This window comes from Sphingobium sp. FG11, from assembly GCF_057809915.1.
The window spans coordinates 229,147-244,389 of sequence record NZ_JBMDKW010000001.1; the positions used below are offsets into that span (position 1 = coordinate 229,147).

The 15,243-nt window shown below is 57.8% G+C and carries 14 protein-coding genes and 1 tRNA gene; 10 read left to right on the forward strand and 5 right to left on the reverse strand.

The genetic code is table 11. The annotated features are described in order from the left end of the window. Positions 1-3: 3 nt before the first annotated feature. Both edd and zwf read right to left on the reverse strand, forming a co-directional pair. Positions 4-1,836: a phosphogluconate dehydratase gene (edd, locus tag ACODSN_RS01180; RefSeq protein ID WP_489052466.1), complete on the reverse strand. Its 1,833-nt coding sequence runs from the start codon at positions 1,834-1,836 to the stop codon at positions 4-6. Beyond that, entirely contained in the window at positions 1,829-3,283 is a 1,455-nt protein-coding gene (gene zwf / locus ACODSN_RS01185) for a glucose-6-phosphate dehydrogenase (RefSeq protein WP_489052467.1), read from the reverse strand. Before zwf ends, edd begins: the two co-directional genes overlap by 8 nt. 430 nt (positions 3,284-3,713) lie before the next feature. Between zwf and ACODSN_RS01190 the strand changes: the two genes are divergently transcribed. The 5 genes from ACODSN_RS01190 to ACODSN_RS01210 all read left to right on the forward strand — a co-directional run bounded on the left by ACODSN_RS01190 (position 3,714) and on the right by ACODSN_RS01210 (position 8,287). After that, positions 3,714-4,889, forward strand: coding sequence for a site-specific integrase (locus tag ACODSN_RS01190; RefSeq protein ID WP_489052469.1), 1,176 nt, complete (start codon positions 3,714-3,716; stop codon positions 4,887-4,889). Between the two features lie 177 nt (positions 4,890-5,066). Further along, a tRNA-Leu gene (locus ACODSN_RS01195) sits at positions 5,067-5,151 on the forward strand. Between the two features lie 348 nt (positions 5,152-5,499). After that, complete coding sequence (locus ACODSN_RS01200; RefSeq protein WP_489052471.1) at positions 5,500-6,267, forward strand: hypothetical protein; 768 nt, start codon at positions 5,500-5,502, stop codon at positions 6,265-6,267. Between the two features lie 635 nt (positions 6,268-6,902). Beyond that, on the forward strand, positions 6,903-7,106 hold the full coding sequence (locus ACODSN_RS01205; RefSeq protein ID WP_489052473.1) for a hypothetical protein: 204 nt from the start codon (positions 6,903-6,905) through the stop codon (positions 7,104-7,106). A 164-nt stretch (positions 7,107-7,270) separates the two neighbouring features. Continuing rightward, positions 7,271-8,287: a hypothetical protein gene (locus tag ACODSN_RS01210; RefSeq protein ID WP_489052475.1), complete on the forward strand. Its 1,017-nt coding sequence runs from the start codon at positions 7,271-7,273 to the stop codon at positions 8,285-8,287. Here ACODSN_RS01210 and ACODSN_RS01215 read toward each other — a convergent pair. Together ACODSN_RS01215 and ACODSN_RS01220 are read right to left on the reverse strand one after the other, a co-directional pair. Further along, on the reverse strand, positions 8,284-8,775 hold the full coding sequence (locus ACODSN_RS01215; protein WP_489052477.1) for a hypothetical protein: 492 nt from the start codon (positions 8,773-8,775) through the stop codon (positions 8,284-8,286). The two genes, ACODSN_RS01210 and ACODSN_RS01215, sit on opposite strands and share 4 nt — an antisense overlap. Further along, a complete protein-coding gene (locus ACODSN_RS01220; protein ID WP_489052479.1) occupies positions 8,772-9,407 on the reverse strand; it encodes a hypothetical protein in 636 nt (211 codons plus the stop codon). Before ACODSN_RS01220 ends, ACODSN_RS01215 begins: the two co-directional genes overlap by 4 nt. A gap of 240 nt (positions 9,408-9,647) precedes the next feature. Here ACODSN_RS01220 and ACODSN_RS01225 point away from each other — a divergent pair, with 240 nt between their 5' ends. Then, positions 9,648-10,232 (forward strand): tyrosine-type recombinase/integrase, encoded by a 585-nt coding sequence (locus ACODSN_RS01225; RefSeq protein ID WP_489052481.1) that lies wholly within the window; start codon positions 9,648-9,650, stop codon positions 10,230-10,232. 254 nt (positions 10,233-10,486) lie between these two features. Here the strand turns inward: ACODSN_RS01225 and ACODSN_RS01230 are convergent, their stop codons facing one another. Next, complete coding sequence (locus ACODSN_RS01230) at positions 10,487-10,984, reverse strand: helix-turn-helix domain-containing protein (RefSeq protein ID WP_489052483.1); 498 nt, start codon at positions 10,982-10,984, stop codon at positions 10,487-10,489. Positions 10,985-11,106: 122 nt separating this feature from the next. Between ACODSN_RS01230 and ACODSN_RS01235 the strand changes: the two genes are divergently transcribed. The 4 genes from ACODSN_RS01235 (at position 11,107) to ACODSN_RS01250 (ending at position 15,179) form a co-directional block, all read left to right on the forward strand. After that, positions 11,107-12,375 (forward strand): hypothetical protein, encoded by a 1,269-nt coding sequence (locus ACODSN_RS01235; RefSeq protein WP_489052485.1) that lies wholly within the window; start codon positions 11,107-11,109, stop codon positions 12,373-12,375. A 49-nt stretch (positions 12,376-12,424) separates the two neighbouring features. Continuing rightward, positions 12,425-13,558, forward strand: coding sequence for a hypothetical protein (locus ACODSN_RS01240; protein WP_489052486.1), 1,134 nt, complete (start codon positions 12,425-12,427; stop codon positions 13,556-13,558). 170 nt (positions 13,559-13,728) lie between these two features. Next, entirely contained in the window at positions 13,729-14,343 is a 615-nt protein-coding gene (locus tag ACODSN_RS01245; protein ID WP_489052487.1) for a hypothetical protein, read from the forward strand. A 230-nt stretch (positions 14,344-14,573) separates the two neighbouring features. After that, complete coding sequence (locus ACODSN_RS01250) at positions 14,574-15,179, forward strand: hypothetical protein (protein WP_489052489.1); 606 nt, start codon at positions 14,574-14,576, stop codon at positions 15,177-15,179. Positions 15,180-15,243 lie beyond the last annotated feature (64 nt).

Below are 15,243 nucleotides of genomic sequence, written 5' to 3' on the forward strand. Positions count from 1 at the left end.
GGGTCAAAGCTCGGCTTCCATCGCGGCGAGAATGGGGGAAGCGCCCGCTTCGGCCAGATCGCTATGATGGCGGAACAGGGCGAAGAGTTCGCGGCCTGTATCATAGGGCGGGGGCGGGGGCGGGGCGTCGGCGATGGTGCGCGCGTCCCACTCCGCCGCATCGACCAGCGCCTCGATCACGCCGGCGTCCGCGCAAACCCGCACCATATCGCCGTCGCGCAGCTTGCCGATCGGGCCGCCGCCCAGCGCTTCAGGCGAGAGATGGATGGCGGCTGGCACCTTGCCACTGGCGCCCGACATGCGGCCATCGGTGACGAGCGCGACGCGAAAGCCGCGATCTTGCAGGACACCGAGCGCGGGGGTGAGCTTGTGCAGTTCGGGCATGCCGTTGGCGCGCGGTCCCTGAAAGCGGACGACGACCACGACATCGCGTTCCAGTTCGCCCGCCTTGAACGCGCGCAGCACATCGTCCTGGGTATGAAAGACGCGCGCGGCGGCCTCGATCGTCCAGCGGTCGGGATCGACGGCGCTGACCTTCATGACGCAGCGGCCCAGATTGCCGGACAAAAGGCGCATGCCGCCATCGGGACTGAAGGGATCGGTGACCGGACGCAGGATCGACAGATCGCGCGGGGCAGGGACATCGCGCCATTGCAGCGCCTCATCCTCCAGCACCGGCTCCTTGCCATAATCGGTCAGGTCGGCACGGGCGACCGTCATGATGTCGCGGTGGAGCAGGCCGTTGTCGAGCAATTCGCGGATGATCCATGCCATGCCGCCCGCCGCCTGAAAATTGTTCACGTCACCCGATCCGTTGGGATAGACGCGGGCGAGCAGCGGGATGACATCGGACAATTCGGCGAAATCGGTCCAGTCGACACTGATCCCCGCCGCGCGCGCAATGGCGGGAATATGGATCGCATGATTGGTCGAGCCGCCGGTCGCCATCAGGCCAATGATGGCGTTGACGATCGCTTTTTCATCGACGCAATGGCCAAGCGGCCGGTAATCGCTGCCCGCCCATCCGATAGACGCTACGCGATGCACCGCCGCGCGAGTCAGTTCACCACGCAGCTTCGTGCCCGGATTGATGAAGGCGGCATTGGGCATATGCAGGCCCATCACCTCCATCATCATCTGATTGCTGTTGGCCGTACCATAGAAGGTACAGGTGCCAGCACCATGATAGCTGGCGCTTTCGGCCTCCAGCAGTTCGGCGGTGCCGACCTTGCCCTCCGCATAAAGCTGGCGGATGCGGACCTTTTCCTTGTTGGCGAGGCCTGATGGCATCGGCCCGCCGGGCACGAGGATGGTCGGCAGATGGCCGAAACGCAGCGCGCCGATCAGCATGCCCGGCACGATCTTGTCGCAGATGCCGAGCAGCAGCGTGCCTTCAAACATCGCGTGAGACAGAGCGATGGCCGTCGAAAGCGCGATCGTATCGCGGCTGAACAGCGACAGGTCCATGCCCGCCTGTCCCTGGGTTACGCCGTCGCACATCGCGGGCACGCCGCCCGCGACCTGCGCCGTCGCCCCCACTTCGCGCGCAGCGATCTTGATCGCTTCGGGGTAGCGGCCATAGGGCTGATGCGCCGACAGCATGTCATTAAAGGATGTGACGATGCCGATATTCATGGCCTCGCCGGTGCGGATTGCCGGTTTGTCCTCGCCACTGGCGGCAAAGCCATGGGCAAGGTTGCCGCAGGATAGCTGGTCGCGATTCGTCCCCGCGTCCCGGCCACGCTCGATCAGGTCGAGATATTGGCGGCGACGCGGCGCGCTACGCTTGACGATGCGGTCCGTGACCTTGGCGATCACGGGGTTAAGGTCAGTCATTCCAGCTCGCTCCGTCCCGTTCGATCAGCGCAATGGCTGAGGACGGCCCCCAGTTCCCCGACGGATAGGTTGCGGGCTTCACATTGGCCTGTTGCCAGCTGTCGATGATCGAATCGATCCACGCCCATTGCGCTTCCACCTCGTCGCGGCGGACGAACAGGGTCGGGTCGCCTTCCAGCAGGTCGAGGATGAGCCGCTCATAGGCGATGCGCCGCCGCTGGCCGGCAAAGGCGGCGGTCAGTGAAACGTCCAGCGTCACCTCGTCCAGATGCACCTCCCGCTCCAGACCCGGCCGCTTGGTCATGATGAGCAGGCGGATATATTCTTCGGGTTGCAGCCGGATAATGAGCGTGTTGGGATCGAGATTGCCGTTGCGGCCGAATATGCTGTGGCGCACGGGTTTGAACTGGATCAGGATTTCGGACTGGCGGGTCGGCATGCGCTTGCCGGTACGCAGGTAGAAGGGCACGCCCTGCCAGCGCCAATTGTCGATATGCGCCTTGAGCGCGACGAATGTTTCAGTGTCCGAAGGCTGGCCCAGTTCGTCGGCATAGCCGGCGACGATCTGCCCTTGCACCGCGCCCGGCCCATATTGGCCGCGCACGCTGTTGGCCTTGACCATGTCCGCCGTCATCGGGCGGAGCGAACGCAGGACCTTGACCTTCTCGTCGCGAACCGCGGTCGAATCCATGCGGGCGGGCGGTTCCATCGCGATGATCGACAGGATCTGAAGCATGTGGTTCTGGACCATGTCGCGCAGCGCGCCCACGCCGTCATAATAGGATACGCGGCCTTCAAGGCCCACCGTCTCGCCCACCGTGATCTGGACATGATCGATAGCGCTGGCATTCCACAGCGGCTCGAACAGCAGATTGCCAAAGCGCAGCGCCAGCAGGTTCTGCACCGTTTCCTTGCCCAGATAATGGTCGACGCGGAAGATGCGGCTTTCATCGACCAGCGCATCGATGGAATCGTTGACCTCTCTCGACGAGGCCAGATCCTTGCCGATCGGCTTTTCCATCGCGATGCGGGTAAGGGGGGTGATGAGGCCGGCATCGGCCAGACCCTGCGCGGTTGGCGCGAACAGCGATGGCGGGGTGGATAGATAGACCGATACGCTGCGATCCAGCCGCCCGTCCAGCCGCTTGCCCAGATTGGCGAACTGTGCGGCATTGCCCGCCTCGACCGCCTCGTAACAGATCAAGGCACCCAGTCGCTGTGCCGTGGCCGCGTCATAGCGATCGGCGGGCAGGAACTTGCGCAGCGCTTCATCCACGTCGTCACGAAATTCCTCATCGCTAAAGGCGCTGCGGCCGGACGCGATGACAAGGAAATCGTCTGGCAGGAGGCCATCGGACAGAAGATTGTAGAGCGACGGAAAAATCATCCGGTGGGCAAGGTCGCCGGTGGCCCCAAACAGGACGAATGTCGCAGACGGATCGGTCAAAGGATGGTCCTTTTCCGGTAAAGGAGTTAGGTCTGCACGATGGCGACTTTATAGACGGCCGCGCCCGTTACGCAAGCCAGCTATCCGCGAAGTTTCGCGGTCGCAACATGGATGACGCGCGGACCTGATGAGGCACCCTGCGGTGCAGGTGCGCGTCGCGGCGGAATGCGCCGTCCTTTCCGTTCTTGCGACACAAGATGGGCCGAGCGACTGAAATAAGTCGTCCGACATAATCAAAGCGGTTGGCGAACGACGATTCGCCGACTAAGGAAGCCCCCGCGCCCCTGTGGTGAAACTGGTAGACGCGCCGCACTCAAAATCGGGTTAGTGCTGAAAAACAAAGCAAAAACAGCAATTAATTCAATGACTTTGACAAATTCAGCCGCGCCAGTTATCCTTACACATGTCTTACACACTTTGGAGGTGGGACATGCCTGTAGAAACGCACAGTTTGATGGATGGAAAGCTTCACGTTTATCGACGTGAAGGCAGCCGGTTTTGGCAATGTTCCACCTACATGGGCAGCCGCAATCATCGACAGACAACCAAAGAAGAAAGCTTGGTGCTGGCCAAGCAGTTTGCTCATGACTGGTATCTGGAACGCTATGTCGAAGAACGACGCCGTAGACGCGGCGGCGAATCCTTATTGCTGGACAGACCTGTCCAGCAACCTGTCGTCGGAACCGACGCGCCGCCGATAAGGCGGCGAACGCGAACGCCATCAACACCAACATTCAAGCAGGCGACCGAGGCCTTCCTTGCTGAATACGAAATCATCACCCAGGGCGAACGTAACGTCGATTACGTCGCGCAGAAGTCGGATCATATCCGGGTGCATCTGTTGCCATTCTTTGCCGACCGCCCGGTTTCCGAAATCACGGCGGGGCTGGTTCAGGAATACCGGGTCCATCGGCAGACCTCCCGCCTTGATCCGAAAACTGGCAAACCTAAACGGCCTGCACGCGCGACCCTTCACGGCGAGATCGTCACGCTGCGGCAGGTGCTAAAGACGGCGAACCGCAAGGGATGGATTACCGCGCTGCCTGATATGTCTGCCCCTTACAAAAGTTCGGGCAAGATCGAGCATCGCGCATGGTTCTCGCCGGAAGAATACAAGATGCTCTACGAGGCAACACGGGAGCGTGCCAAAAATCCTGCGAAGGAACGTTGGCGCGAAGTAGTTGAGACGTTTCATGACTACGTGCTTTTCATGGGTAATACCGGCCTCCGTCCGGACGAGTCTGCACGGCTTGAACATCGTGACGTGACGGTTGTGAAAGATGAATCCACCGGCGAGCGGATTCTTGAGATCGAGGTGCGCGGCAAGCGTGGTGTGGGCTATTGCAAATCCATGCCCGGTGCGGTGTTGCCGTTCGAACGACTTCGCAAGCGCAAACAGTTGAAGCCGACCGACCGAATTTTCGGTAAGACACCCCGTGAGTTGATGAACACCGTTCTTGAGGAACTAAACCTCAAATTCGACCGCGATGGCCATATCCGCACCTGCTACAGTCTGCGTCACACTTATATCTGTATGCGACTTTTGGAGGGGGGCAGATATTTATCAGGTAGCCAAGAACTGCCGAACAAGTGTCGAGATGATTGAAAAATACTATGGGCGGCACCTAAAAAACAACATCGACGCCTCAGCCGTCAACGTCCGGCGACCCAAGCTTAAGGCAGCCGGGCGTCGTAAGACAAAGTGATTGCTTCCCATTTTCATGGATTTTCGGTGTCATTCTTGTTGCACCTTGCGAAGCAACCGCTATAGGCTTCTCCCGTCGCGGGCGTGGTGAAACTGGTAGACGCGCTGGATTCAAAATCCAGTTCCGCAAGGAGTGTCGGTTCGATTCCGACCGCCCGCACCATCCATTTTGCATGACCCTTACGGCCTCTGAACAGAGGCGAGGGGCATGCTTTTTGGCGGAAGATTGGCAACCGTACGGTTTGCCCTTCCGCTACGCGAAATGCCGAAGAAACCGCAGGCATGGTGACCGCCAAAAGCGCTGAACGGCGCGCGGTCATCGCCAACAAAATATCCATATTGCAGATCAAATCAGACCGTGACATACGCAGTGAAGGCCAAAGACGGTGGCCTTCCGCCTGCTGTAGCAAAGTCGTAACCGACACCGTTATGTTGATCGACCATCCCGTACTTTGTCGGCATGGGCCAACGGTTGCAGGCGACGTTATCCCGATGCCGTAGGAGCACGGACATGGCATCGCATATCTATTCCATCGACAATATGAAACGACGCGCGCGGCAGATTGCGAGCGAACAAAACTGTAAGCTACATGTTGCTCTCGACTTAGTCGCTGTCGGGCGCGGATTCGCAAACTTCAAGGATGCAGTTCACAAGTCTGCGAATCAACCCGAGACTGCGTCGCTCACATTCCCTGTTTTGCTGCGGCAATGGTGGCGCAATTCTAAGACGCGTGAAAGCGGCACCGAGACGCTTACCGTGTCACTTTCCCAGATAGCAACGCAGTTGCTTAAGCCCCACTATCTGCGAGGTTATTTGGGGGGCTGCCACGTGGCCGACGAAGAAACGATCAGCCTACATATCGGCGGTTATCTGGACGATAACGCGGAATATGCCCAGCGTCGTCTTCGCCGGGTCGCGCGCGCTTTGGAATTCATGGAGATCACGGGTTTGCGCCCATCACGCTCCAATCGTTGCTACCCCAAAAGCGATTATCATAACCGCCCGCCAATCGCAGATCATGATGAACGCTGGTATCATCCTGCGACGAAGCAATTTGTCCTTTCCACGGAACCCTATCCCGGTCGTGCCGACCATCGGCGGGCTGAAATGTCTGAGTGGTGCGCTAAGCACGGTTTTGAATATACCCAGGTCGATAGTCCCAGCATTTACGGCCATGGAACGGAACTCTACCTAGCCTGCAAAACGGGTTCCTTAGTTGACATACACCAGATTGCGGCAGCCATAGCCGCCTCGCCGCTTACATTCGTGGATTCCTGACGAAGCAGCGATATTAACCCTACGCCGGAGTATCATGTTCTCCGGCGTAGTGCCGTCACCAATTGCGCTACGGCGGCAATCAGTTGAGCAAAGCTGTTGATGGTTAGCAGGATGATCGTGGTCGTCATGGGTTCCTCCCCGGTTGCGCCCCGCGCGGGATTGCGTGTGGACGCGGCGAGAACCGCCGACCGGACAAGCGCCACGGACAAGGCCGCAGAATGCGCCGTGCCAGCGGGCCGATGCTGCACGAAGGAAGCAAGGAGCCTTTTCCGTGGTGCGCGGTCGGCGATACCGCCCGCAAACCACCACCTATCCCTAGCGGGGCCAGACGGGAGGAATCCATGCCGATTATGAATAGCCCTCAGCACACTACACGTCAGAAAGATTGATAGCAGTGGCACGACTGCCCGGCGACAGCACCTTGGCCGTTCCACCGGCTTATCGGTGGGCTTCTAGTGGGTGAGCGTTGCGGCAGGCCCGCCGCCGGTCAAGGCTCTCCCTTCCGCGCCTGCGGCTTGTGCAGGTTCGTCCCTGGCGGGCGCTGGCGCGGCCTTGACCGGCGGCTCGACGGCCTACCGCGCGAGGCTCCCCACGAAGCCACCGGATAAGCCGGTGGCACAACCAAGGAGCCGACCATGACCAATCAATCGTCCACCCCCGCCAAACCAACCCACCGTATCTTTATCGTCACGGGCGAAGGCAAGGCCGCGATCTGGACCCCCATTGGAGCCGCTTGGCCCAACCGCGATGGCGAGGGTTTCTCGATCAAGTGCGAAGCCTTCCCAACGACAGGTCGCATGGTGATGCGCGCCATTACCGAGCATCCAACCGCCGAGTAGCGGCGATCACGGCCCAGGGCATCCGCCTTGGGCCGTTAGGCAATTATTAACCAATCTTTAGCGATTTCGGGTGTATCCTGAGAACAGGTTCACACGCGAACGACACCCGTCACAGGTAATCTATAGTCGCCCAGATCACAGTTTCCCCGACCGATCATCCGGCCATGCCGGATGATCCGCAAGCGAGCTTGCGCGCCGAATTGCTGGGGCAAGTCGTCGGTGCCCGCTTCGCGCTGGAGGAAGCGCTGGCGGAGTTGAGCCGAAGCGGCGGCAACACCGCCGCCGTGCAGAACCAGATGCAGGCGTTGACCCAGCTTCAACGCGGCATCGGCAGCGCCAGCCGCAGCGATCTGGCCACCATGCGCAGCGACATTGCCGCTGCCGTGACGCAGACCCATGCCGTGATCGAGCAAGGCCGCGCATCCGCCAACGTGGCCGATGCTGCCGATGGCGCGGCGCTGGCCAGCCGGGCACAGATGCAGGCCGCATCCTTCATGCGTGACCTGCATCAGTATGATGACCTGCTGCAATTCGACAACGACGCCGAGCGCGATGCCTACAGCCAGCGCGAGGACGAGCGCCGCAAGCGCTACGAAGCCGGTATCGCGGAGGGCGGCCCACAAGGTGCGCTCACCGCCAGCGGCGCGGCCTACGGCCAAGCCGTCGATCTTGCCGCCCATGGCGGCAGCGCCAACCCGGCGCTCATGCGCCGCGTGGATGACTTGGCCGCCAGCACCGCCGCGCTGCGCGCCAAGATCATTCAGGACGGTGGCGACGTGTCGAAGTTCGATGAAGACATGCGCGCCGATCTTCGAAGCATCATGCGGTCAAAGGGCATTCCTGACGACCGGATCGACGCCCTGCTGGCTGTACATAAGGACAACCCGATCAACGCCATGAAGGCATTTGTCGAGCAGGATCGTGCCTCCCTCACCGACAAGGAGTTAGATGCAATCAAGGCAAGTGTCGGGAAAAGCGCCAGTGTTGCGACAGTGCCCAAGGAAGACGTTGCCGAGGAGCGTTCGACTTCGCCAACATCATCGACCGCTATGGCCGATGTTATAGCGAAGCTGCGATCATCCGGCGTTACGGATGCGGCGAAGGTCGCAGACGCTACGCCTGTCCACGGCGTGACGGCGCAAGTCGCATTCGTGCCAGTGCAAGGGGTGAGCCACTCCTAATTAATGGGCACAAGTTCCCCGCGAGACGCGCGGGCACCTAACATGTGTCCCACTGCGCCACACAAGCCTTTATCCGCCTCTTTTTGGTCCAAACAACGATTAGCGATGGGTAACAATGTCGCCATTGCGGGAGCATCGGCGGGCAACGCCTCGTGCTTCAAATAGCCATCGACAAATCCTGCATCGAAGGCGACAGCGGGCGTTGCCCTCCCATCTCGCAACGCAACGTAGCGCAACGTCCCGTCGCGCCCCGCGCGCGTCAGAACCGTCACGCACCATTGCCCGGCTGTCAGGGCGTCCCATCCGACCGACTTGATCCGTGCTTGCATGGCGGGCGCTTTGCCCGTTGCACAGGCCATGCGAAACTGAGCGACTTCACTACGCGAGATGTCATGCAGCAAGATATTCCTGTCCATCTCCAGTTTTTGCGCGGTGGCAGGAAATGCCACAAAGGTGGCGCTCAGCGCGATCAACACTGCGCGGATCACATCGCATTCTCGGTTGGAGCGAGGCCCTTGAATTTTTCTTGAGCGTTGGAGGGCTGGTCAGCCGTGCGGAAATAGATGCCGTAGCCTGCCGCCACCTGTTCGTTGCCACCACGGGCGCTTGCTAACGCCGCCTTTGCAGCTTCGAACCGCGTCTTTATTTCGCCGTTAGCCCTGTTCCAAACATCGGATGGCCATTCCACGCATTGCCTGCCCGAAAGCACGCTGCAACCAAGGTTCCACCAATCGTTTTCATCAGCCGCAGTCTTGGTGTCCGAATGGGCGGTGAGTTCACGCGCAACGACTAAATAATCCTTCGCCGCGTTTCGCAACGCTACGTAGGATTGAATGAAATCAATGGGGCATTCTTTCAAATCCTGAGCGAACAAAGCTGCTTCCAGATCACTATCGCTTTGTTGCTTGTAGACGGTGTTGTTCAACGCGGCAGTCATGCAGCCGCGTTGCGTCTCCAATGCGATGGCCGCGTCGGCGGCATTCGCCGCCGCTTCGGCATTGACGGTACTCGTTGGAGTGGGAGCTTGGGTCGCGCCATCACAGCCTGCAAGTGCGAGGGTCAAAGCGAGGAAGGCAAGGGCTGCCCCACCATGGCTGCGCCAGTAAAGTGTCTCACCCATGGCAAAAATCCCTCACCCGCCCTCAATCGACAGCGCGAGGTTACGGAATTGGCTGTTTTGTCACCTGTGGACGGGAGAAGAAGCGTAACCTTCTCTATGACTTAGAACGCCATTCCTTATCCAGCGTTCCGCATGGCCTTGGGGCTGGCATGGCCAGACTGCAAGGATTTCTGCGGCTTTGGAACACAGGGGATTGCAACAGAACAGCCAATATTGTCACCCGATCATCAGGGGCCGCCCATGAATATGCACTTTGCCGCCGAAACCCGTCTCTTCACCGCGCAAGGGCATCGCAAATACGTAGATTCCCGCGAAGCATGCTTGCTACTGGCAGCCGCCGCCGAGGCCAATCGGCACACGCGGCTGTTCTGTGAACTGCTGCATTATTCGGGGTGCCGCATCAGCGAGGCGCTGGCCGTGACCGGCGCGCATGTGGATACCTGCAATAAGATGGTGGTCTTTCGGACGCTCAAGCGCAGGCGGGCCGTCTATAGGGCCGTGCCGATCCCAGATAGCTTGGCCTATGCCTTGGCTGGATGGGCCGAAAGGTGTGCGCCCGATGCCCGACTATTTCCTTGGTCGCGGATGCATGGCTGGCGGATCATTTCGCGCTTGATGGCGGAAGCGGGCATTAATGGCCCGCAGGCCAACCCCCGTGGCCTGCGCCATGCTTATGGCGTAAACGCCATCACGCATTCTGTCCCGGAATCCATGTTGCAACGCTGGATGGGTCATGCCAGCATCCGCTCGACCGCGACCTATACTTTCGCCATGGGAGCCGAAGAACGAGCGGTCGCGGCAAGGATGTGGCGGGGTGCGCCATGAGATCAACGCTACGCTTTATGTTCGCCGTCGGCGAACTATGGCTTTCGCCCGTGATACTAGTCATTGCTAACTTCCGGCGGAAATCTCTATGAGCGCCTGTGCAGAACAATATTGACCAACGACTTGAGTCATGACGATCGTAGCGTCCATTTTCTCAGCCTACCGAACGAACTTTGCTCCGGCTCTAATTTCGTTTTGCCGCAACATTATGGGCAATAGGGACTATTTAGCTTTTCAGGAAATGCGTGACGATGCTATTTTTTAAATTTGTTGTGAATGACTTCAAGCGCGACGCTAGCTAAGGCAAAGCTTAAAGGGCTTGCCATTGAAAGCAACGGTATCAAATTCGGGCGGGCATCGCTCGCAGAAAGACCGGCAACGTTCTTTTGCAGTTCGGCGGGCTTGGGCAGTCGGCCCAGCACACTGATATTTCGCTGGGATAGCGTGGCCCGAATCGAATCGGCCATTCCGATGAAATCGGAGGCACTGATTTCAAGCGACTGGCAAATCGCATAGAGTTGGGGAACCGTCACGTCGGCTTCCCCCATTTCAATGCGCGAGATCGTCGCTTGTGAAATCCCACAGCTTTCGGCGAGCGTGGTTTGGGTAAATCGTTTTTCTTTGCGGAGCACCTGAACCGCAAAACCCATAATAGCTGTTAACGTCGTCAGCCCCGCCTCGGAATTCATATCGTGGAGGCGCTCAGAGGGGTCGGATTCTTTTATAACCATACCGAAACCAAGTTTACTCAAATCCGAATATCGAGTTAAATTTGCGTATCGATTCGCATTGGCGAATGCAAGGTTGCTGGTTCAACCGCTTATCGCCTTGCGCTCAGCGTAATCCGATAGCGGCCCAACGGGAAGGGCAGATCGTGTTTGATCCATTGTCCATGGCTATCGGTGGAGCCACTCTCGCTTTTGTTAATTCCATTGGGCCGCGGATTGTGCAGCGGCTCATCCCCGTAAAGTTTGAGCAAGCACAGGTTGCCAATGTTGCACTCCAACGCGAGCGCATGGAGCGCGAAGAGGAACGCTTTGAATTTCAGGTGCAGGAAGGTCGCCAGCGATTACTAGTCGAGCATCGCCATCGCCTTGAACTCACGGAATGGCAGCATCAGCTAGCGCGGTGGCCGATGGAATTTATGCCTGCCGATTTTATCCGCAGGTCTGGCGACGCCAACGGTCGTGCCCTTAATGTGATCGTCCGGCAAACAGATCATCGTTCAGTGGTGACCAAAGGTGACACTTCTGATGCGACGCTTCGCCTCCTCAAAGAGGCGCTCCTAATCGCCGAAGACCAAATGCTCACATGGTATTCGCCGCAGCAAAATCCGACGGATCGCATCGATGCTAGAAACAATGGCGTCCTCTTTTACCCTGACTACCGCGTCCATAAAGACAAAAGCATACAGGGGATTTTAGCAGTCCTCTCAAATATGGTCGCCACCGAACCAAGTATCCTGTTTGACATATCAATTATCGACCATCATTTTTATCGGGTAACGGTCTCGCATTGGGGGGAGGCCTATGACGATGCGGCGCGCGCTATTTCGTTGCCGCCCTTCATCATCGACTTATCATCGGTTGCAGCCGATCCGCAAAAGTCGAAATTCTTGCTGTCGCTGGCATTGTCGAGCGCCATCGCATCTATGGCAGATACATTTCATGCATTGCGCGCCCCGCACGGTTTGCGGCAGCCAGCTTTGCCGAAATTGATGGCAATGGGGACGACTGCGAATGTTCCTGCCACTTATTGGAAACCTGTAACGCACGCATACCAGTCGGGGCTACGCCATGTCAGTGACCGCGCGCCATTGCTCGCGTCGGAGCTAGCCGCAGACGCCGCGCTTGCGGCGGAACATGCAAACCATCGCAGTTACGCCGAAACGCTTTTGAATGACGCGCTGTCGTATTATCGCCGTGCCAACCACTTTGAGGGCGACGACCTTGCCGTGATGACCCGTCTTTTGGGGTCGCGTGCGCGCAATGCCGAGCCGCTCCGGTTGGAACTGGCGCTGGAAGGTTTGCGTGGCCTTAGCCGTTCGTCATCAGATAAAGCGACGAGGCCCAACCGTTCCTTGGACGACCTGTTTCGCAGAATGGGTCCATCGTCGTCATCGGAGCAAGGGCATCAGTCATGAACGCCACCGATGCTCGGTCATTTCGCTTTTCTAACGATGGAATGTCATCATGAAAATTGCATTGCTTGGCGCTTCGCGCTCCGGGAAAACCGTTTACTTTTCCGGTCTCAGCTACAAATTTCGCCATAGTGTTGCCTTCATCCCGCTCTCTCCGAACGAGATTGAGGCATATTCCCGTCTGGGTGTGTCTCGCCGCGTGGGATTTCGCATGGGCATCACTAGTGCTAGTCTGGAGCAGACGCTTTCACGAAATGCAGAACTTTTCTCGCAGCGCCCGATTATCGAATGGCCGGACCCGACCGAAGATTTGGATCGCTCGAACGTCGATATTCACTTCAAGTTCTGTGACGTGGAATTTGAGGGTCTACGCGCTATCGAATCGCACAAACGAACAATCGAGCTGTATGATCCTGCCGGTGAGGCTTTGTCAGGCTCACATACAGATTCCGAGAAAATCGTAAAACAACTATCAACATGCGACATTGCCATCGCTTTCCTTCCCGCAAATGTAATCGCCGAATGCGTCGAAGACAATGACCTGACCGCGCTCCAGAACCGCATCTTGATGGGTAAGATCGTTGATATTGTCATGCAAACGCGCAAGCACATGAAGTCCAATGATATATTGCCATTTTGTTTCGTCATATCAAAGTCTGACATCCTCGAAAATCGTCACGAAAACTTCATAAACGATATGAATCGGATGCTATATGATCAACTGATTATCCCATTCTCAGATGAGAACCCCAACATTATGCTGTGCGTCTGCCCAACATCGGTCGTCGATCCTGAAACGGGTAATTTCCGTGCGTGTAACTTGGAATGGCCATTCCTGTTCGCAGCGGGTGGCACGATATTTCGCAACAGCATTGTGCGGCGCGACGAAGCCACGGCAGCACGCAAAGAGGCGCAACGCGAAGATGCTGCTGCCGAAGAACAGCGCCAGTCCGGTTGGTGGAACCGTTTTACCAAATATATACAAGGCGATGGCGTCAACGCTCGTCGTAGGCGTGCTGCATCATATTACGATGAATCAGGACGGTTGGTCGATGAAGCCGACGATGACCATGAGCTTGCCAAAAGCACATGGAGTTCGCTTGCTATTGAGGGGAAAGCCCGAGGGGTCCGCATTTTTATGGAGGGCAAAGAGATTGACCCTCGCATGGTGGCGGGTGCAATCTGATGTGGCACCAAACTGTATTCTCAAAGAAAAACCGAAACCTAAGCCCTGATAGCCAGCTTATGGATGGTTACCACATACTCACGTCTGGTGACCCGACAACGCGACCTTATGATATCCTCGCTGACCTACGGCCCCGGGCGAGGCACCATACGCAGTCAACGGTAGGTTTCATGCAAAAGACAGAAAGCGGCTTATTCGTAGGGCTAATGGGTAAAATCGGTGACGTTATTGGCGGTGAGCATGAGTTTGCTCGCGAAGCGCCAGATGGCCGCTACAGCGGGACAGGCCGTAAGATCACCTTCAATCATGCCTATCATTGCAATCCATCAGATGCGTCGAAAATCCCCGATTTGGGAGAGATGAGAGGGCGTCAAAGGGACGACTTACTGCACGTGCTGACCGAAGCCCACGCGGGCCGTGAACCGGTTGCGATGGGGTCTGTTACATTTGCCACTGCGCGCACTGTCGGAACGGATTGGGATAGCGTCGCCGCCGAGGTCGAAGCGGGCAAATGCCTAGGCGGATTTTTTACCCCCGAGGGCAAGCTCCTTGAACGCTTCGAGAACATCGCTGAAACCGTTACGAACACGGCTCAAAAAAAAACGGTGGAGAAGATGGCTCGGCCTATCGCCGAGGTTCAGGCCGAAGCTATGGCGAAAGGACCAGCGTTCATGACAATCGCGGCGGTGACGATCGGAGTAGCTATAACCGGTTGGGCCGCATGGAAGTTGATCGAGCGCGACCGCAAACACCGTCAACCGAGCGGCGATCTAAGCCGGACGTAAGCCCGCCATACAAGCCGAGCCGATACAATCCTCTCGATCTACCAGACCCCCTCGGAGTGGCTGACTTTTTTGACGAGATGGACAAAGCCAGTCGCTCTTTTGCGAAAGAACTCAGGAATTCGGTTTTTGGCAATCCAGACAGCTAAGGTTAATGCGAGTGCCGCATATTCTCGTGCCTAAACGTCCGTATTTCACTTGTTTTCTCTGTAGATTCGCTGAGGAGAACGGAAATGCCATCGATTGTTAAGGGCGACCTGCCTGATTTCAGAAGCACCTACGATATCCTTACCGGCGCGATTAACGACATGACCCATCCCGAACTGTCGCCCGACCCTATCGATTGCATCAACGATTATGGGCAGCATCAGGGTGAGATCGACGGTCGCGCAGCTATCGAAGCCCAATTTAGTGGTGGCAACGTCATCGCGGCTGACCCGATGAGTGATTACATGGCAGCCTATCAGACCTGCGCGCCCGATGGGTTCGGAACGCCAGACCCAATACACTTTCCCAGTTTAGAAAACCCAATCCTGACGGGCCTTGAGGTTGCACTAACCCCATCGACGTTGAATTCGGGTGAGGACGAAGCGTTGGCAGCCCCCGGCGTCTTTCAGCAAGGATACGCCAACGGCTACACGCAAGGCCAAATCGAAGGATTTGACGCGCATCTCGATCAACGTTTCGCACAGCCCGAACCGGAACCCATTGTGGCGTCGCCCCTCGATTCGATGGTACCCCCGCTTACGGCCGATCCCCACGATTACAGTACACCCGACTATAGCACCGATAATGCCAGCTCCTATGATTCTGGGTCCTCGGGATATTCCGATCCATAATTATCGCTCGACGCTAAGCTAAGACAGGCTTGCGAATCACTGCACGGTTGCTTCAACCGCGCAG